Raw genomic sequence first — 18,788 nt, forward strand, 5'->3', positions numbered from 1 at the left:
GGCAGTGGCGGAAAAAAATGACCAGAAGGTTCGACCCCGTTTCCCGACCCGCGGTGGCGCGCGGGGACGCGTTTGTCTTGGTTGGCTCGACTTCCGGATGGGTCGTGGCGGGACATTGGGCGGGCGCGGTCTGCGCGGGCACGGAATTCGCAACCTCCGGTCGCAAGAGGGGCCAGAATGGCTCCCTGTGCGAGGGTCGGTCATGACGGTGCTTACGGTACAGACGGGCGGGATGGCGGCGGTAGAAACGGGCCATCTCTGGAGCGAGGCGATGTTCGGGTCGCGGTATACGGGGTTTCGAAGCCTCGACCGCTTCGAAGAGCAGCTTGGTGGGAACGGGACGGGGCTGATCACCTGGCCGGGCGGCTATCTTTCGGAAACGGCCGAGAGCCGCTACGGGCTGGGCTTTGACGGGCTGTTCAACCCGGGCGAGAACCGCCCCGGGCTGGCCGAGATGTTCGACCTTGCCGACCGGCAGGGGGCTGCCCTTGCGATCATCCTTCCGACGGCGCGCTATGTGGGCAATGATGCCCTGCTTCGGGCCGACATCCGCAATTTCATGGGCGATCTTCTGTCGGGCCAGTATGGCGCGGCTCCGTCGGACCTAATCTTCGAGATCGGCAGCGAGTATTACGTGAACTTCCCCGTCGGAGCGACCGAGGCGCGGGATTACGGCCACATCGCCAATGTCTACATGGAAGAATTGTCCGCAGCGCTGAACAATCCGGCGGTCAACCTGATCGGGCTTGACCCTGTGATCGCGGTACAGGCGGGGCGGACGCTGGCCGATGACGAGATCATCCGCGACCAGCTGTCCGATGATGCGCTGGTCGAGGTGGACCAGATCGTTCATCACCGCTTTGCCTTCAACGCCACGGGTGTGGACAAGGGCGCGGACCAGTTCCACACCGTGATCGAGGCCTGGCGCATGGATGCGGCAGAGCTTGGCGGCGACGGGCCGGACCTGTTCCTGAGCGCCTACGGTGTGGGGTCCTACACGCGGGACGAGGCGCTGCGTGACTTTCTGGCTGCAGACAAAGCCGCGGGGGGCACTCTGTCCGCACGGGATGTGGACCTGCAGGCGCGCACCCATACGGGGTTCGAGACTTTCTGGCAGCAACAGCTTGGCCTGCGCGACTACGGGGCCGAGCATCCGCGCCTGCTGCTGGAGATGATGTCGGAATACGGGGCCGAGGGGATGGTCGCGGCCTCGTCCCACGGGACCGACATGATCCACCCGGGGCGGCTGTCGCTGGAGGATGGATCGGGCGTCGCGCAGAAGTTCATCGGGCAGGAAATGCTTGATATGATGGCCGAAAGCATCGGCGGGACAAGGTCGCTGTCGATCAACCTGCAGAACGACCGCGCGGACGAGATCTGGACCTACGGGTTCGAGAATGATGACAAGCTGGTGATCTTCCTGTCGGCGGATTCCACTCCGCCTGACGGGGTGACGCTGAAGCTTTCCGGTCTGGGGTCGGTCTATCGGCAGGTGACGGCCGAAAGCCTGACGGCGCGGACACCCGATGACTGGATGGCCCGTTTCGGCATTGCCGACAATTCGGAGGTGGACGAAACGCCCGAGGCGGGGACCTTTGCGCTGGGTGTGCGTCAGGCCGTGACGCCGGTGGTGATGGACGGGGCGGTGGAGGTCGGCTTCTCCGCGCCCAACGAGGTGATCCGGCTGTCCTTTGCCAAGACGGCTGCCGGTGCGGCCGAGATTGCCACGTTCACCGAAGCGCCGACACTGCAGATCGGGCCGGAATGGACGCCCGACGAACTGGCCGGTGGCGGGCCGCAGGTGATGCTGCATTCGCAGATGGCCGACCTGCCCGTGGTGCCGATGGAAGAGCCCGAGCCGGACAGCGTGACCCATGCGGATTCCGAAGTCGTGCATCACGACTCCGGCGGGGCTGGCGAAGGCGGCTTTGCGCTGGCGCTGATGCCGCTTCTGTTCCTTTTCGGCCTTTGATCAGACGGGCAGGGCGCGCGCGCCGTCGGCGGCGGAGTGTTCCGCGCGGTCGAGCAGGCGTTGCAGCGCCGCGCCACGGGCAAAGTCGGGGGTCGCGGGCCCTTCGCCCCGTATTGCCGCAATGAAGCGGTCATAGACGGTGGGGACGGGCGGGCAGGGGATTTCGGTCCAGCGGGCGGTTTCCAGATCGGGCGCAAGGCAGGCGGAGAGGCGCGAGATGCGGTTCTCGAAGCTGACCTCCAGCCCGCCTTGGTCGCCATAGAGCCGCAGGCGCAGGTCGTTCAGGTGGCCGCTGGCAAAGCGGGTGGCGGCAACCGTTCCCAGTGCGCCGTTCGACAGGCGCAACTGCATCGTGGCGCTGTCATTGGCATCCAGCACGTAATCCCCGATCCGGCCCCCCGGTGCCTTGTCGAAAGTGGCAAGGCGGCAGGACATCTCGGCCACGTCCAGACCGGCGATATAGGTCGCAAAATCAAGGATATGGATGCCGACGTCGCCCAGCACGCCCTTGGACCCGTGGGCCGTGGACAGCCGCCAGAGCCATTGCGCCTGTTCGTTCCACGCCCCCCATGCGGGCTGGGTGAGCCAGCTTTGCAGGTACGAGGCCTCGAAATGGCGGACGGTGCCGATGGCGCCTTCTGCCACCATTTCGGCGGCCTTCTGCAGGGCGGGAACGTTGCGGTAGGTCAGGTTGACCATGCCCACGACCCCCGCCCGCTGGGCGAGCTCTGCCATCTCGGCCGCGTGGCCTTCGTTCGTGGCAAGGGGTTTTTCGCAGAGCACATGCTTGGCCGCGTGCAGGAGCGGCAGGGTGGTGGGGTAGTGGGCGGCGTCAGGTGTGACGTTGGTGACGGCGTCGAACTCGCCCCATGCGAGGGCGGCGTCGAGGTTGTCGAAGCGGTGGGGGATGTGGTGCTGGTCGCAGAAGGCGGCGAGCTGTTGGGGGCGGGTGTCCACCCCCGCGACGAGGGTGACGCCGGGGATGGCGGCGAAGCTTTCGGCATGGTTGCCGGCCATGCCGCCGGTGCCGAGGATCAGCAGGCGGACGGGTTTCGGGTCAGACATCAGCGGAACCCTTCCTCGCCGGCCTGATGCAGGCGGGGGCCGCGTTCCTGTATCTTTTCAGGGGCTTGATCGACCGGCACGTTGGGCGCGGCGTTCGGATCTGCGATCCGCGCGGCGGGGTTATGCGCCCATTTCACCGCGTTCAGGATCACGCGCTGGATATTGGCGTCGTGATAGGTCGGATAGGTTTCGTGGCCCGGGCGGAAGTAGAACACGTTGCCCGCGCCGCGCCTGTAGGTCAGGCCGGAGCGGAACACCTCGCCCCCCTGGAACCACGACACGAAGACGGTTTCCATGGGTTCCGGCACGCCGAAGGGTTCGCCATACATCTCTTCGTGTTCAAGCTCGAAGCTGTCGGGAAGTCCTGCCGCGATGGGGTGGTTGCGGGAGGTGAGCCAGAGCCGTTCGCGTTCGCCCGCCTCGCGCCATGTGAGGTTGCAGGGGCTGCCCATCAAACGCTTGAAAGGTTTGGAGAAATGGGCGGAGTGCAGGAAGATGATCCCCATGCCGGACCAGACGGCATCGCAGACGCGGTCGACGATTTCGTCCTGCACCTCGCCATGGGCGGCGTGGCCCCACCAGATCAGGACATCGGTTTGGGCCAGTTTGGCAGGGGTCAGGCCGTGGTCGGGGTCTTGCAGGGTGACGGTGGTGGCGGTGACGCCTGCGTCGCGGTCCAGCGCCTCGGCAATGGTGGCGTGCATCCCGTTCGGATAGATTTCCGCGACGATGCGGTTCTTGCGTTCGTGGACGTTCTCGCCCCAGACGGTGACGCGGATTGCCATTGGCCCCTCCCTTGAAAGCGCTTTGGAAGGGCTAGGGCCGCCGCCCCGCGACTGTCAAGGATTCGTGGGGCGGCAGAGGTCTTGTTGCGGTCAAATCGCTTTGGTCAGCGCGGATCGAGCGCCATGTCCGAATTGGTCCTGTTCCAGCGGATCGAGGACCAGAGCGACAGGCCGATCAGGGCCGCGCCGCCAAGGCCGGTGATGACTTCGGGGATGTGGACCAGCGTCTGGCAGAACATGATCACCGACAGGATCAGGATGGCGTAGAAGGCCCCGTGTTCGAGGTAGCGGTATTGGGCCAGCGTGCCCTTTTCCACCAGCATGATGGTCATGGAGCGCACATACATCGCCCCGATGCCAAGGCCGATGGCGATGACGAAGAGGTTGTTCGACAAGGCAAAGGCGCCGATCACCCCGTCGAAGGAGAAGGAGGCATCCAGCACTTCCAGATAGAGGAAGGCACCCAAGCCCCCCTTGGCCGCCGCCGACATGGTTTCCTGCGACTTGTCCAGAAGGCCCCCCACGGTTTCCACCACGAGGAAGGTGACGAGGCCGTAGATGGCCGACGAAACAAAGGCCGTGGATTCAGCACCTTGCAGGAACTTCGAGAAGACGAGGATGGTGATGAGGACCACCCCCACCTCGACCCCGCGGATGGTGGCGGTGGAGGCGACCGTCCGTTCCAGCCAGTGCACCCAGTGGACGTCCTTTTCGGCGTCGAAGAAGTAGGTCAGCCCCACCATCATGAGGAACGCCCCGCCGAAGGCCGCGATGGGAAGATGGGCTTCGTGCATGATGCGCGAGTATTCCTCGGGCTGGGTGGAGGCGAGGACGACGGCCTGCCACGGGCCGATATTGGCGGCGATCACGACGATCAGCAGCGGGAAGACGATCCGCATCCCGAAGACCGCGATCAGGATGCCCCAGGTCAGGAAGGCACGCTGCCATTCGGGGCGCATGTCCTTGAGTTTGTTGGCATTCACGATGGCGTTGTCGAAGGAGAGCGAGATTTCGAGGACGGCGAGGACGCAGCAGATGAAGAAGATCGACAGCATCCCCGAGAGGGTGCCGGTCGATTGCCAGCCAAGCCATGCGCCAAGGGCGAGGCCGGCGGCGGTGACGATGAAGGCCCAGGTGAAATACTGAAGCGTGGATTTCTGGGTGGTCGGGGTCATGGGAAGTCCCTTGCCTGAGGCGGAGATGGCAGACGGGCGGAGGCGCGGCGCAAGGGGTGCGTCGTGGATGTCCGGCGGGTCGGTCAGGTCCTTGCGACTGTTTCCACAAGGTGCCGACATCGCGGACGCGTCGCAGGACGTCCGCCAGAGGGGCCCGGTCACCAGGGTTTCGCCCGTCCCCGGATCGGGGCGCGGCTGGGGTCGTACATACGGGTTCGGATATGAAAATCAAACGATTTCTGCCCGCCTTCCCGTAACCCCTTGCGAACGCTGTGTGAACCCGCCGGTTCCGGCCCGCCGCAGTTGTCCGTTTCCTGTGCAGGCGGCTGTACCGCACCCTGTCAGCACGCAGCGAACGGTGACGGGGCGTTAACCATGCGGCGGAGGGGGCGAGTCACGTGGGCCCGCGGGGCATCTGGCCTTATGGCGATATGGCCTCTGGCCCTATCGGCGCGGGCCGCGCTGGGGGATTATGCGCCCAACGCCCCGCTGGTCTGCGGGGCCGGATGCATTTCAGGAAAGGACGCGCCCATGGAAGGGTTGGACCGGTTCAATGACATTTCCGAGGTGGTCGAGGCCGACCGCGCCCATGTCTGGCACCACCTGAGCCAGCACAAGCAATACGAGACCGGCGTCGATCCGCGCGTGATCGTCGAAGGCAAGGGGATGAAGGTCTGGGATGCCAAGGGCAAGGAGCATATCGATGCCGTGTCCGGTGGCGTCTGGACGGTGAATGTGGGCTATGGCCGCGAGAGCATCGCCAATGCCGTGCGCGACCAGCTGATCAAGATGAACTACTTTGCGGGTGCTGCCGGATCGGTGCCCGGGTCGATCTTTGCCCAGCGGCTGATCGAGAAGATGCCTGGGATGAGCCGGGTCTACTATTCCAACTCGGGGTCGGAAGCGAACGAGAAGGTCTACAAGATGGTGCGCCAGATCGCGCACCGTCACCACGGCGGCAAGAAGTGGAAGATCCTCTATCGCGACCGCGACTATCACGGCACGACCATCGCCGCACTGGCGAGCGCCGGTCAGGACCAGCGCGCGATGCAGTACGGGCCCTTCCCCGACGGGTTCGTCCGCGTGCCCCATTGCCTTGAATACCGCAAGCAATGGGATGTGGAGAACTATGGCGAGCGCGCGGCGGATGCCATCGAGGAGGTGATCCTGCGCGAGGGGCCCGATACCGTGGGCTGTCTGATCCTTGAACCCGTGACGGCAGGGGGCGGCGTGATCGTCCCGCCGAAGGGATATTGGGAGCGGGTTCAGGAGATCTGCAAGAAGTACGACATCCTGCTGGCCATCGACGAGGTCGTCTGCGGCGTGGGCCGGACGGGGACGTGGTTCGGCTATCAGCATTACGGCATCCAGCCCGATTTCGTGACCATGGCGAAGGGCGTGGCCTCGGGCTATGCCGCCATCTCCTGCACGGTCACGACCGAGCGGGTCTTTGACATGTTCAAGGACGACCCGACCGATCCGATGAGCTATTTCCGCGACATCTCGACCTTCGGGGGCTGCACCAGCGGGCCTGCGGCGGCGCTGGAGAACATGAACATCATCGAGCGCGAGGGTCTGCTGGAGAATACGGTGAAGATGGGCGACTATTGCCTGTCGAACCTGCAGGCGCTGATGGAGAAGCACAAGGTCATCGGCGACGTGCGCGGCAAGGGGCTGTTCCTTGGCGCCGAACTGGTGGCGGATCGGGCCACCAAGGAAGCGGCGGACGAGAAGAAGGTGCAGGCCGTGGTGGCCGATTGCATGGCGCAGGGCGTCATCATCGGGGCGACGAACCGCAGCCTGCCCGGGCTGAACAACACGCTGTGCCTGTCGCCCGCGCTGATCGCCACGAAGGACGATATCGACCACATCACGGGCGCCATCGATGCCGCGCTGACCCGCGTCTTCGGCTGATCCTGACCTGTCGGCAAGTTTGATATGCGCGGCCCCCTGAAGAGGGGGCCGCGCATTGCTTTTGTCTCGCCCGCGCGCGGGACGCGCGCCGGCCCCGGGAGGTTTCGGGTATTTGGGCCGAAATGAAGGGGCCACATGAAAAGGCCATGGGCTTCATCTCGGGAAAAATACTCTCGGGGGGAGGCCCGCAGGGCCGTGGGGGGCAGACAGCCCCCCTGCGCCGGTGCGGCCGGCCTTGACGCCCGCAGCAGGCGCGCGCCTTATGGCCAGATCGGGGGGAGATAAGGCCAGATGGCGATTCCGGTCGAAAGTTTCTTTCTGCCGCAAGGCGGTAGCGGGACGTTGCAGCAGCGCATCCGGCAGATGGTGGCCGAGGGCATCCTGTCAGGGCGGTTCCGCGCGGGGGAGAAGATGCCCTCGTCCCGCGGGTTGGCCGAGCATCTGGGCGTCAGCCGGATCACGGTGACGCTGGCCTATACCGAGCTTGTGTCGTCGGATTACCTGACCTCGCGCGGGAGGTCGGGCTATTTCGTCAGCGAAGGCGTGCCGGTGCAGCCCGCCTTCCGCCCCGCGCCGCGGGCGGCGGGGACGGTCGACTGGGAGGCGGTGACGGGGCGGCGCTTTTCGGGGATGGAGCGGGTGGAGCGGCCCGAGGACTGGCGCGGCTTTCCCTATCCCTTCATCTACGGGCAGGCGGACCCTGCGCTGTTCGATCACCAGAACTGGCGGCTGTGTGCGTTGCAGGCGCTGGGGCGGCGGGAGTTCGAGACGCTGACGGCGGACCGCTATGAAAGCGACGATCCGATGCTGATCGAATATATCCTGCGCAACATCCTGCCGCGGCGCGGGATCGATGCGCGGCCCGACGAGGTGCTGGTGACGATGGGGGCGCAGAACGCGCTGTGGCTGGCGGCGCAGGTGCTGCTGCGTCCGGGCGGGCATGCGGTGGTGGAGAACCCGGGCTATCCCGGCTTCCGCGCGATGGTGGCGCAGGCGGGGGCACGGGTGACGCCCGTGCCGGTGGACGAGGGCGGTCTGGTGGTGGAGGCGCTGCCCGGGGGGGTGGATGTGGTCTTCACCACGGCCAGCCACCAGAGCCCCACGAATGCCACCATGCCCGTGGCGCGGCGCGAGGCGCTGCTCAGGGCTGCCGAGGAGCGGGGGTTCATCGTGGTGGAGGATGATTACGAGTTCGAGATGAGTTTCCTGAAACCCGTGTCACCGTCGGTCAAGAGCCTGGATACCGGCGGGCGTGTGGTGCATGCGGGGTCTTTCTCGAAATCGCTGTTTCCGGGGTTGCGGCTGGGCTGGCTGGTGGGGCCTGCGCCCTTTATCCGCGAGGCGCGCGCGCTGCGGGCGCAGGTGCTGCGCCATCCGCCGGGGCATGTGCAGCGCACGGCGGCGTATTTCCTGAGCCTTGGACATTACGACGCGCTGGTGAACCGGATGAAGGCGGCCTTCCGCAAGCGGCGGCAGGCGATGGAGGAGGCGATTGCGGAACACGGGCTGAAGGTGGCGGGGCAGGGGGGCTTTGGCGGGTCGTCCTTCTGGATGGAGGCCCCCGGAGCGGTGGATACCGAGGCGCTGGCGCTGCGGCTGCGGGGGCAGGGGGTGCTGATCGAACCGGGGCGGGTGTTCTTTCACCCCGGGACGGAGCGGCGGAATTTCTACCGGCTGGCCTATAGTTCGATCCCGTTGGGCAAGATCCCCGAGGGGATCGCGCTGGTGGCCCGGGCGATGCGCGAGGTCTGAGCGGGCGAGGGGGGCTGCCTGCCCCCCTCTTGGCCTGCGGCCAATTCACCCCCCGGGGATATTTGCGGACGGAAAATGCGGGCGGGCGATCTGGACTTAAGCGGCCTGTCGGTCTGGCCCTAAGGGGGGCGCGGAGGGGCGGGTAGAACGGGGGCAAGGCGCGCCGTGCGGCGTGCGGTGCAGACAGACGGAGAGCGACCCATGCGGATGACCACGGAAGAGGCTTTTGTGAAGGTTTTGCAGATGCATGGCATCGACAATGCCTTCGGCATCATCGGGTCGGCCTTCATGCCGATTTCGGACCTGTTCCCGCGGGCGGGGATCATGTTCTGGGACTGCGCGCATGAAGGGTCGGGGGGCATGATGGCGGACGGGTTCACCCGCGCCAGTGGCCGGATGTGCATGATGATCGCGCAGAACGGGCCCGGCATCACGAATTTCGTGACGGCGGTGAAGACGGCCTATTGGAACCACACGCCGCTCTTGCTGGTCACGCCGCAGGCGGCGAACAAGACCATCGGGCAGGGCGGGTTCCAGGAAGTGGAGCAGATGGCCCTGTTCAAGGACATGGTCTGCTATCAGGAGGAGGTGCGCGATCCGTCGCGCGTGGCCGAGGTGCTGAACCGTGTGATCCTGAACGCCAAGCGCCATTCGGCACCGGCGCAGATCAACATGCCGCGCGATTACTTCACGCAGGTGATCGACATCGACCTGCCCGCGGTGGTGGAGTTCGAGCGGCCTTCGGGGGGCGAGGCGGCGATTGCCGAGGCTGCGGCGTTGCTGTCTTCTGCCAAGTTTCCGGTGATCCTGAACGGGGCGGGGGTGGTGATCGGCGGGGCGATTCCGGCGTCGATGGCGCTGGCAGAGCGGCTGGGGGCGCCCGTTTGCGTGGGGTATCAGCACAATGACGCCTTTCCGGGCAGCCATCCGCTGTTTGCGGGGCCTTTGGGGTATAACGGGTCCAAGGCGGGGATGGAGCTGATCCAAAAGGCCGATGTGGTGCTGGCGCTGGGGACGCGGCTGAATCCGTTCTCCACCCTTCCCGGCTATGGGCTGGATTACTGGCCCAAGGAGGCCAAGATCATCCAGGTGGATATCAACCCCGCGCGGATCGGGCTGACCAAGCGCGTCACGGTCGGCATCGTGGGGGATGCCAGGAAGGTGGCCGAGGGGATTCTGGGCAAGCTGTCCGCCTCTGCCGGAGAGGCGGGGCGGAAGGAGCGGCTGGACCTGATTTCCACCACCAAGAGCCGCTGGGCGCAGCAACTGGCGTCGATGGATCACGAGGATGACGATCCGGGCACCAGCTGGAACGAGCGCGCGCGGGCGGCGAAGCCGGACTGGATGAGCCCGCGCATGGCGTGGCGGGCGATCCAGAGCGCGCTGCCGAAGGAAGCCATCATCTCGTCCGATATCGGGAACAACTGCGCGATCGGCAATGCCTATCCGACCTTCGAGGCGGGGCGGAAATATCTGGCGCCGGGGCTGTTCGGGCCCTGCGGCTATGGCCTGCCCGCCATCGTGGGGGCGAAGATCGGCTGCCCGGATGTGCCGGTCGTGGGCTTTGCCGGGGATGGGGCGTTCGGCATCGCGGTGACGGAGCTGACGGCCATCGGGCGGCCGGAATGGCCTGCGGTGACCATGGTCGTCTTCCGCAACTACCAGTGGGGGGCGGAGAAGCGGAATTCCACGCTGTGGTTCGATGACAATTTCATCGGGACCGAGCTGAACGACAATGTGAGCTATGCCGGGATCGCGCAGGCCTGCGGGTTGCAGGGTGTGCAGGCGCGGACGATGGAGGGGCTGCGCGATGCGCTGGCCCGCGCCATCGAGGACCAGATGGTCCATGGCAAGACCACCCTGATCGAGGCGATGATCAATCAGGAACTGGGCGAGCCCTTCCGCCGCGATGCGATGAAGAAGCCCGTCGCCGTGGCGGGGATTTCCAAGGCGGATATGCGTCCGCAGGTGGTGTGATGCCCTTTGACCTGTCCCTGATCGGGACGGTCTGGATGGGGGTGGCGGTTCTGGTCGCCGCCTTCATCCGCGGCTATTCGGGGTTCGGCTATTCCGCGATGGTGATCGCGGCATCCTCTCTGGTGATGAACCCGCTGCATATGGTGGCGGTGGTGGTCATCCTTGAAACCGCGATGTCCGTGCAGGCGGCGCGCGGCGTGTCGGCGGATGTGGACTGGCGGCGGGTGGGGCTGTTGCTGGCAGGGGCTGCGGTGGGTCTTCCCTTGGGTCTCTGGGCGCTGACGGGGATATCCGAGGATGCGGCGCGGGCGGTGATTTCGGCCTATGTCCTGACCATGTGTTTCGTGCTGCTGGCCGGATGGCGGCTGGCGGGCGAGGCGCGGGGCGGGTCCAATCTGGTGATGGGGGTGGTGTCGGGCCTTGCCAATGCGCCGGGGATGGGGGGGCTGCCGATCGCGGCCTATTTCGCGGCGCAGCCGATGCGGGCGGCGGTGTTCCGGGCGACGCTGATCGCCTATTTCCCCTTGCTGGACCTGTATTCGGCGCCGCTTTACTGGTGGCACGGGCTGGTGACGTGGGACACGCTGTGGGCGTCGCTGATCGCGCTGCCGCTGACCTTCCTTGGCAACTGGCTGGGCAGCCGGCATTTCCTGAACACCGATCCGCAGGATTTCCGGCGCTTTGCCATCCTCCTCTTGGCGGGGCTGGCGGGGATGGGGCTGGTGAAGGCGGTGATCTGATGTCGGTGCTGGTGGTCAATGCGGGGTCGTCCAGCCTGAAGGTGGCGGTGTTCGATGACGCCCTGCGCGAGGTGCTGGCGGGGCGCGTGACCGAGATCGGCGGGGCCGAGGCGCGGGTGGAGATCGGGCCGTTGCAGGGGGCGCGGGTGGTGGCGTCCCATGCGGCGGCGATGGCGCTGTGTTTCGAGGGGATGGAGGAGGCGGGGGTTCCCGTCGCCTCGCTGCGGGCGGCGGCGCATCGTGTGGTGCATGGGGGGGCGGCGCTGGTGGCGCCGTGCCGCGTGACCGAGGCGGTGATGGCGGAGGTGGAGGCCTGCGTGCCGCTGGCGCCGCTGCACAATCCGGCGAACCTGACGGGGATGCGGGCGGTGGCGGCCTTGGTGCCGGAGTTGCCGCAGTTTGCCAGTTTCGACACGGCCTTCCATGCGGGGATGCCAGAGGTCGCGGCGCGCTATGCCCTGCCTGCGGAGGCAGAGGCGCTGGGCCTGCGGCGGTACGGGTTTCACGGGATCAGTTACGCGTCGCTTGTTCGAAAAGTGCAGGAAACGGGGGGTGGTGGGCTGCCGCGGCGGGTTCTTGCGTTCCATTTGGGCAACGGGGCGTCGGCCTGTGCAATTCTGGACGGGCGGTCGGTGGCGACGACGATGGGGTATTCGCCGCTCGACGGGCTGACCATGGGGACGCGGGCGGGGGGGATTGACGGCAATGCGGTGCTGCGGCTGGCCGAGGTGTTCGGGGTGGCAGGGGCGGGGCGTATCCTGAACCGCGAGAGCGGGCTTTTGGGCCTTGGCGGGGCGTCGGACATGCGGGCCCTGCGGCGGGCGGGGACGGAGGCGGCGCGGTTCGCGGTGGCGCATTTCTGTTACTGGGCCGTGCGGCATGGCGGCAGTCTGGCTGCGGCGATGGGCGGGGTGGATGCGGTCTGTTTCACCGGTGGCATCGGGGAAAATGACGCGGGTGTCAGGGCGGAAATCCTGCACGGTCTGGGATTTTTGGGCGTAGAGTTCGACGAGGCGGCGAACGGGGCGGGGGCCTTGGCGCTGCATCCGGCGGGGGCGCGGGTCGCGGTGCGGATCGTGGCGGCCGAGGAAGAGCGGCAGATTGCGATGGAGGCCATGCAGGTGATGGCGGGAGAGGCGTGATGGGGCAGCCGAAGGTCGAGACATCGCCCAAGGTGTCGGACGAGGTGAAAAAGACCACCTGCTATATGTGCGCCTGCCGCTGCGGGATCAATGTGCATCTGACCAGCGGGAAGGTGACCTATATCGAGGGGAACCGCGACCATCCGGTGAACAAGGGGGTGCTGTGTGCCAAGGGGGCGAGCGGCATCATGCAGGTGACGGCGCCGTCGCGCCTGCGCGCGCCCTTGCGGCGGGTAGGGCCGCGCGGGTCGGGGGCGTTTGAAGAGATCACTTGGGACGAGGCGCTGGAGACGGCGGTTTCGTGGTTGAAGCCGCTGCGCGAGGAGGCGCCGGAGAAGCTGGCGTTTTTCACGGGGCGGGATCAGAGTCAGAGTTTCACGGGGTGGTGGGCGCAGCAGTTCGGCACGCCGAATTATGCCGCGCATGGGGGCTTCTGTTCCGTCAACATGGCGGCGGCGGGGATTTACACGATCGGGGGCGCGTTCTGGGAATTCGGGCAGCCGGATTGGGCGCATACGAAGTTGTTCGTGCTGTTCGGGGTGGCCGAGGATCATGACAGCAACCCGATCAAGATCGGCATAGGTCGGCTCAAGGCGCGGGGGGCGAAGGTCATCGGCGTGAACCCCGTGCGGACGGGGTACAATGCGGTGGCCGATGAATGGGTGGGGATCACGCCCGGGACGGACGGGCTGCTGATCCTGTCGCTGATCCATTGCCTGTTGCAGGCGGGGAAGATCGACCTCGACTATCTGGCGCGGTGGACGAATGCGCCTTTGCTGGTGAATGGCACGGAGGGGCCCGACAAGGGGCTGATCCTGAAGAATGCGGAAAGCCAGCCCTTCGTGATCGACAAGCGGACGGGGATGCCTGCGCCTTGGGACGGGGCGGGGGTGCAGCCGGACCTTGGCGCGGTGTGGCAGGGGCACCGGACGGTGTTCCAGCATATGGCGGAGCGGTATCTGTCGGAGGAATACGCGCCAGAGGCGGTGGCGGGGCGCTGTGGCGTGCCTGCGGGGCGGATCAGGGCGCTGGCGGCGGAGCTGGCGCGGGTGGCGTTCGATGAGGCGTTCGAGCTGCCTGTCGAATGGACGGATTTCCGGGGGGATCGGCATGAGGGGATGACGGGGCGGCCTGTCAGTTTCCACGCGATGCGGGGGATTTCGGCGCATTCCAACGGGTTCCAGACGGCGCGCGCGCTGCATCTGTTGCAGATCCTGCTGGGAACGGTGGAGGTTCCGGGGGGCTATCGGCTGAAGCCGCCTTATCCGAAACCCGTGGAGGCGCATCCCACGCCGCATTTCGTGGCGGCGCCGGGGAAACCCCTGAGCGGGCCGCATCTGGGCTATGTGCGGGGGCCGGAGAATCTGGCCTTGAAGGAGGACGGGACGCCTTGGCGGATCGACAAGGGCTTCACTTGGGAGAACCCGTTTTCCGCGCATGGGTTGATGCATATGGTCATCCCCAATGCCCATGCGGGCGATCCCTACAAGGTGGATACGCTGTTTCTGTATATGGCGAACATGTCGTGGAATTCGTCGATGAATTCGGCCCGCGTCATGGAGATGCTGACGGACAGGGGCGAGGACGGGGAATATGTCATCCCGCGCATCATCTATTCCGATGCCTATGCGTCCGAGATGGTGGCCTATGCCGACCTGATCCTGCCCGACACGACCTATCTGGAGCGGCATGACTGCATTTCCCTGCTGGACCGCCCGATTTCCGAACCGGACGCGGCGGGGGATGCGATCCGCTGGCCGGTGGTGGAGCCGGACCGTGACGTGCGGGGGTTCCAGTCGGTGCTGCTGGACCTTGGGGTGCGGCTGGGCCTGCCGGGGATGGTGACGGAGGACGGGTCCGCGAAGTTCAGGGATTACGCGGATTACATCGTGAACCATATCCGCAGGCCCGGTGTGGGGCCGCTGATCGGGTTCCGTGGTGCGGACGGGACGGCAGAGGGGCGGGGAGAGGCGAACCCCGACCAGTTGGCGCGGTATATCGAGAATGGCGGCTTCTATCAGGCGCATGTGCCCGAGGGGGCAGCCTATATGAAGCCGTGGAACATGGCCTATCAGGATTGGGCGGTGGCGACGTCCTTTTATGAAAGCCCGCAGCCCTATCTGTTTTCCATCTGGTCCGAGCCGATGCGGAAGTTCCAGCTGGCGGCCGAGGGGCACGGGTTCCTGCAACCGCCCGACCATCTGCGCGCGCGGTTGAAGGTGGCGATGGACCCGCTGCCGGTCTGGTACCCCCCGTTCGGGGAGGAGGCGGCGGAGGGCTATCCGGTCCATGCGATCACGCAGCGGCCGATGGCGATGTACCATAGCTGGGGCAGCCAGAATGCGTGGCTGCGGCAGATTCACGGGAAGAATTACCTGTATGTCCCGACCGCGATCTGGGAGGGGCAGGGCTTTGCCGAAGGGGATTATGCGCGGGTGACGTCGCCCAATGGGCAGATCGTGGTGCCGGTGGCGCATATGGCGGCGCTGAACCCTGATACGGTCTGGACCTGGAACGCGATCGGCAAGCGGCGGGGGGCATGGGCGCTGGACGAGGGGGCGGCGGAGGCCAATCAGGGGTTCCTGCTGAACCATCTGATTTCCGAGGTGCTGCCGGGCGGGGGGCGGGTTTCCAATTCCGATCCGGTGACGGGGCAGGCGGCGTGGTTCGACCTGCGCGTGCGGGTGGAGCGGGTGGGGCCGCGGGAGGTGGCGGAGCCCGTGTTTCCTGTGCTGCCGCGCGTGGTGCCGAAGGGGAGGGGGCGGGCGTGAGGACTGGCTTCGGGAAGGCGATTTCTGACGCAGAAATCGCGCCGAATTCTGACGCAGAATTCGGGGGCGCAGGTGGTGGGTCGGCGGAATTTGCGTCAAATTCCGCGCCGTTTTCTGTGTCAGAAAACGGGGGTGCGGCATGACCTGCCTGCCGCCCAAGACCGACAGGAAGCTGGGTCTGGTGATCGACCTTGATACCTGCGTGGGCTGTCATGCCTGCGTGACGGCCTGCAAGGGCTGGAACGATCAGGGCTATGGCGCGCCGCTGTCGGATCAGGACCCCTATGGCGCCGATCCTTCGGGCACCTTCCTGAACCGCGTTCACAGCTATGCGGTGCAACCTGATGATAATGCGGCGCAAATCGTCAATTTCCCGCGGTCCTGCCTGCATTGCGAGGATGCGCCCTGCGTCACCGTCTGCCCGACGGGGGCCAGCTACAAGCGGGCCGAGGACGGGATCGTTCTGGTCAACGAGGATGCCTGCATCGGCTGCGGGTTGTGTGCCTGGGCCTGCCCCTATGGCGCGCGCGAGATGGATCAGGCGGCGGGGGTGATGAAGAAATGCACGCTTTGCGTCGATCGCATCTATAACGAGGAACTGCCCGAAGAGGACCGTCAGCCCGCCTGCGTGCGGACCTGTCCGACGGGGGCGCGGCATTTCGGGGATCTGGGCGATCCGGACAGCGCGGTGAGCCGTCTGGTGGCCGAGCGCGAGGGGTTCGCGCTGATGCCCGAGCTGGGGACGAAGCCGGTGAACCGCTATCTGCCGCCGCGGAAGAAGGACAGGCCCGAGGAGGCGTCGCTGCTGGCGCCGCTTCTGGATATCAGGGCGACGGGGCTGGCCGGATGGCTGGACCGCGTTTTGGGGAGGTTCTAATGCATCCGGCACCGTCGGTGATTGTCTTTACCGTGCTGTCGGGCATGGGCTTCGGGTTTCTGGCGCTGATGGGGCTGTTCGGCGCGTCAGGCTGGACGGGCTTTGCGCTCTGGGCGCTGGGATACGGGCTGGCGGTGGCGGGGCTGGTGGCGTCGACCTTCCATCTGGGCAATCCGCAGCGGGCGCTGCTGGCCTTTACCCAGTGGCGGACGAGCTGGCTGAGCCGCGAGGGATGGGCGTCTGTCGTGACGCTGGGGCTGCTGGCGCCGCAGGCGCTGTCGGATTGGCTGGGCTTTGGCTGGGGGCGCGGGTTCGGGATCGCGGGGGCCGTGGGTTGCGTCGCGACCGTATTCTGCACGTCGATGATCTATGCCCAGTTGCGGAGCGTGCCGCGCTGGCACCACTGGACGACGCCGGCGGTGTTTCTGGCCTTTGCGGTTGCGGGGGGGCTGGTGCTGGCGGGGAATGCGGTCTTCGGGCTGCCCGCGCTCTGCGTGCTGGGTGTGCTGATGGCGGTGCAGTGGCAGGGCGGCGCGGGGCGGTTCGCGGCGGCGGGGTCGAGCATGGAGACGGCGACGGGGCTGGGCCGGATCGGGCGGGTGTCGGTCTTCGAGCAGCCGCATACGGGGGGCAACTACCTGATGCGCGAGATGATCTTCTCCGTGGGGCGCAAGCATGCGGCGCGGGTGCGGATGATCGCCATGGTGGCGGCGGTGATGCTGCCCGCGCTGGCGCTGGCCTTCGTGCCCGGGCCTGCGGCGGGGGTGCTGGCGGCGGGGGCGCATCTTCTGGGGGCGCTGGCGCATCGCTGGCTGTTCTTTGCCGAGGCCGAGCATGTGGTGGGGCTGTATTACGGGCGGCGCGCGGGCTGATCATCCTTTGGAATAGGGGCGGGGCCAAAGGTTGCCACGGCCCGCGCTTTTCGGACTTTCGCGGCATCGACGCAGGGGGCGCGACAGACGCGAGGATAGGTTATAATTATCAAAATGAATTTGTAACAAGTGTCGATGCCATGCGCCGCAGTCGGGTGGCGATGGAAGGGGCGCTTGATGAAAAGACCGCAAGACCACCGCATTTCCGTGCTGATCGCGGATGACCACCGGTTGCTGGGCGAGGCGCTGGGGACCTGTCTGGAGGCGTCGGGCGGGTTTGCCGTCGCCTATGCCGCGACGCTGGACGAGGCGCTGGCCGAGATCGGCGCGGGCGATCCGTTCGATGTGGTGCTGCTGGATCTGGACATGCCGGGCATGGCCGGGATCGCGGGGCTGGAGCGGGCGGTCGCGGCGAATGGCGGGCGGGTCGTGCTGTTTTCGGGCGTGGTGCGGTCACAGGGGGCGCTGGCCGCGCTGGAGGCGGGGGCGGCGGGCTATTTCCCCAAGACGATGAGCCCTTCGGCCGTTGCCGCCGCGATCCGGCTGGTGGTGGCGGGCGAGACCTATTTCCCTGCCTCGGAGACGATGCGGCAGACGCGGTCGGGAGAGGCGGACCCCGTTCTGTCCAAGCGCGAATCCGACGTGTTGCGCGGGCTTTGTGCCGGGGCCACGAACCGTGACATTGCCGATGATCTGGGGCTGAGCGAGATTTCGGTGAAGATGCATGTGCGGACGCTGTGCACCAAGCTGGGCGCGGCGAACCGGACCCATGCGGCGGTGATCGTGCTGACCTCGGGTCTGGTCTGACGGCGGGCGGGCGGGGTCGCCTGCCGGTTGCGGGCGTGGTTGTCCTTGGGCGGGCTTGGTCCTAAGACGGGGCGGGGTCGCGCGCAGACCCCGTTTGCGGGGGCGGGATGCATGGGTGCCTTTGATCTGGTGACGCTGGGGCCGGTGATCGTGGCGCTGGTCGTGGCGGGGGGAGCCATCGGCCTGTTGGCGGGGATGTTCGGCGTGGGGGGCGGCGCGATTTCGGTGCCTGTCTTTTTCGAGCTGTTCCGTGTGCTGGATTATCCCGAAGAGGTGCGGATGCCGATGGCAGTCGGCACCTCGCTGGCCGTTATCATTCCGACATCGCTGAATTCGGCGCGGGGGCATTGGAAGCGCGGCACGGTGGACATGGACCTGCTGCGGCTCTGGGCGGTGCCTGTGGTGTTGGGCGTGCTGGCGGGGTCGGCCATCGCGCGCCATGCCGATCCGGTGGTGTTCCAGCTGGTGTTCATCTTTGTCGCGCTGGTGAATGCGGCCAAGCTGTTGCTGGGGGGCGCGGGGTGGCGGCTGCGCGAGGGCTTGCCCGCGCGGGGCGTGCTGCGCGCCTATGGCGGGGGGATCGGGCTCCTGTCGGCGCTGATGGGGATTGGCGGCGGGGCGATCACGAACCTGATCCTGACGCTGCACGGCTATGACATCCGGCGGGCGATTTCCACGGCGTCGGGGGTGGGGGTGCTGATCGCGCTGCCCGGAACGATCGGCTATGTCGCGGCGGGCTGGGGCAAGGACGGGCTGCCGGGGGATGCGCTGGGCTACGTGAGCCTGATGACCTTCGCGCTGACGATTCCCACGACGCTGTTGACGACGCGGCTGGGGGTGCGGTTGGCGCATAGCCTGCCGAAGCGGGCGCTGGAGACGGCTTTCGGGCTGTTCCTGTTGACGGTCTGCGCGCGGTTCGTTTGGGATATCCTTGGCTGA

At 66.6% G+C, this 18,788-nt stretch carries 14 protein-coding genes; 11 read left to right on the forward strand and 3 right to left on the reverse strand.

Annotation, left to right across the window (positions count from 1 at the left end):
- The first annotated feature begins 202 nt into the window (after positions 1–202).
- Complete coding sequence (locus GU927_RS04055; protein WP_161761070.1) at positions 203–1,972, forward strand: hypothetical protein; 1,770 nt, start codon at positions 203–205, stop codon at positions 1,970–1,972.
- Here GU927_RS04055 and GU927_RS04060 read toward each other — a convergent pair whose 3' ends face one another.
- The 3 genes from GU927_RS04060 to GU927_RS04070 form a co-directional block, all read right to left on the reverse strand.
- Positions 1,973–3,037: a Gfo/Idh/MocA family protein gene (locus GU927_RS04060; RefSeq protein WP_161761071.1), complete on the reverse strand. Its 1,065-nt coding sequence runs from the start codon at positions 3,035–3,037 to the stop codon at positions 1,973–1,975.
- Positions 3,037–3,822, reverse strand: a complete 786-nt coding sequence (locus tag GU927_RS04065) for a ThuA domain-containing protein (protein ID WP_161761072.1) — start codon at positions 3,820–3,822, stop codon at positions 3,037–3,039. The genes GU927_RS04060 and GU927_RS04065 overlap by 1 nt, the downstream gene beginning before the upstream one ends.
- 104 nt (positions 3,823–3,926) lie before the next feature.
- Positions 3,927–4,997: a DUF475 domain-containing protein gene (locus GU927_RS04070; RefSeq protein WP_161761073.1), complete on the reverse strand. Its 1,071-nt coding sequence runs from the start codon at positions 4,995–4,997 to the stop codon at positions 3,927–3,929.
- 531 nt (positions 4,998–5,528) lie between these two features.
- Here GU927_RS04070 and tpa point away from each other — a divergent pair.
- From tpa to GU927_RS04120, 10 genes are all read left to right on the forward strand, one after another.
- Positions 5,529–6,911: a hypotaurine--pyruvate aminotransferase Tpa gene (tpa, locus tag GU927_RS04075; RefSeq protein WP_161761074.1), complete on the forward strand. Its 1,383-nt coding sequence runs from the start codon at positions 5,529–5,531 to the stop codon at positions 6,909–6,911.
- Between the two features lie 291 nt (positions 6,912–7,202).
- On the forward strand, positions 7,203–8,663 hold the full coding sequence (gene pdxR / locus GU927_RS04080) for a MocR-like pyridoxine biosynthesis transcription factor PdxR (RefSeq protein ID WP_161761075.1): 1,461 nt from the start codon (positions 7,203–7,205) through the stop codon (positions 8,661–8,663).
- A gap of 201 nt (positions 8,664–8,864) precedes the next feature.
- Complete coding sequence (gene xsc, locus GU927_RS04085) at positions 8,865–10,640, forward strand: sulfoacetaldehyde acetyltransferase (RefSeq protein WP_161761076.1); 1,776 nt, start codon at positions 8,865–8,867, stop codon at positions 10,638–10,640.
- Positions 10,640–11,380 carry a sulfite exporter TauE/SafE family protein gene (locus tag GU927_RS04090; protein WP_161761077.1) on the forward strand — a complete coding sequence of 247 codons (741 nt, stop codon included), beginning with the start codon at positions 10,640–10,642 and terminating at the stop codon, positions 11,378–11,380. Before xsc ends, GU927_RS04090 begins: the two co-directional genes overlap by 1 nt.
- Positions 11,380–12,522, forward strand: a complete 1,143-nt coding sequence (locus tag GU927_RS04095; protein WP_161761078.1) for an acetate/propionate family kinase — start codon at positions 11,380–11,382, stop codon at positions 12,520–12,522. Before GU927_RS04090 ends, GU927_RS04095 begins: the two co-directional genes overlap by 1 nt.
- Positions 12,522–15,293, forward strand: coding sequence for a molybdopterin oxidoreductase family protein (locus tag GU927_RS04100; protein WP_161761079.1), 2,772 nt, complete (start codon positions 12,522–12,524; stop codon positions 15,291–15,293). The genes GU927_RS04095 and GU927_RS04100 overlap by 1 nt, the downstream gene beginning before the upstream one ends.
- 139 nt (positions 15,294–15,432) lie before the next feature.
- Positions 15,433–16,170: a 4Fe-4S dicluster domain-containing protein gene (locus tag GU927_RS04105; RefSeq protein ID WP_161761080.1), complete on the forward strand. Its 738-nt coding sequence runs from the start codon at positions 15,433–15,435 to the stop codon at positions 16,168–16,170.
- Positions 16,170–17,042 carry a dimethyl sulfoxide reductase anchor subunit family protein gene (locus GU927_RS04110; RefSeq protein ID WP_161761081.1) on the forward strand — a complete coding sequence of 291 codons (873 nt, stop codon included), beginning with the start codon at positions 16,170–16,172 and terminating at the stop codon, positions 17,040–17,042. Before GU927_RS04105 ends, GU927_RS04110 begins: the two co-directional genes overlap by 1 nt.
- A 177-nt stretch (positions 17,043–17,219) precedes the next feature.
- Entirely contained in the window at positions 17,220–17,849 is a 630-nt protein-coding gene (locus tag GU927_RS04115; protein WP_161761082.1) for a response regulator transcription factor, read from the forward strand.
- A gap of 111 nt (positions 17,850–17,960) precedes the next feature.
- Positions 17,961–18,788: a sulfite exporter TauE/SafE family protein gene (locus GU927_RS04120; RefSeq protein WP_161761083.1), complete on the forward strand. Its 828-nt coding sequence runs from the start codon at positions 17,961–17,963 to the stop codon at positions 18,786–18,788.

Source organism: Paragemmobacter amnigenus, assembly GCF_009908265.2.
Taxonomy (GTDB): Bacteria; Pseudomonadota; Alphaproteobacteria; order Rhodobacterales; family Rhodobacteraceae; genus Paragemmobacter; species Paragemmobacter amnigenus.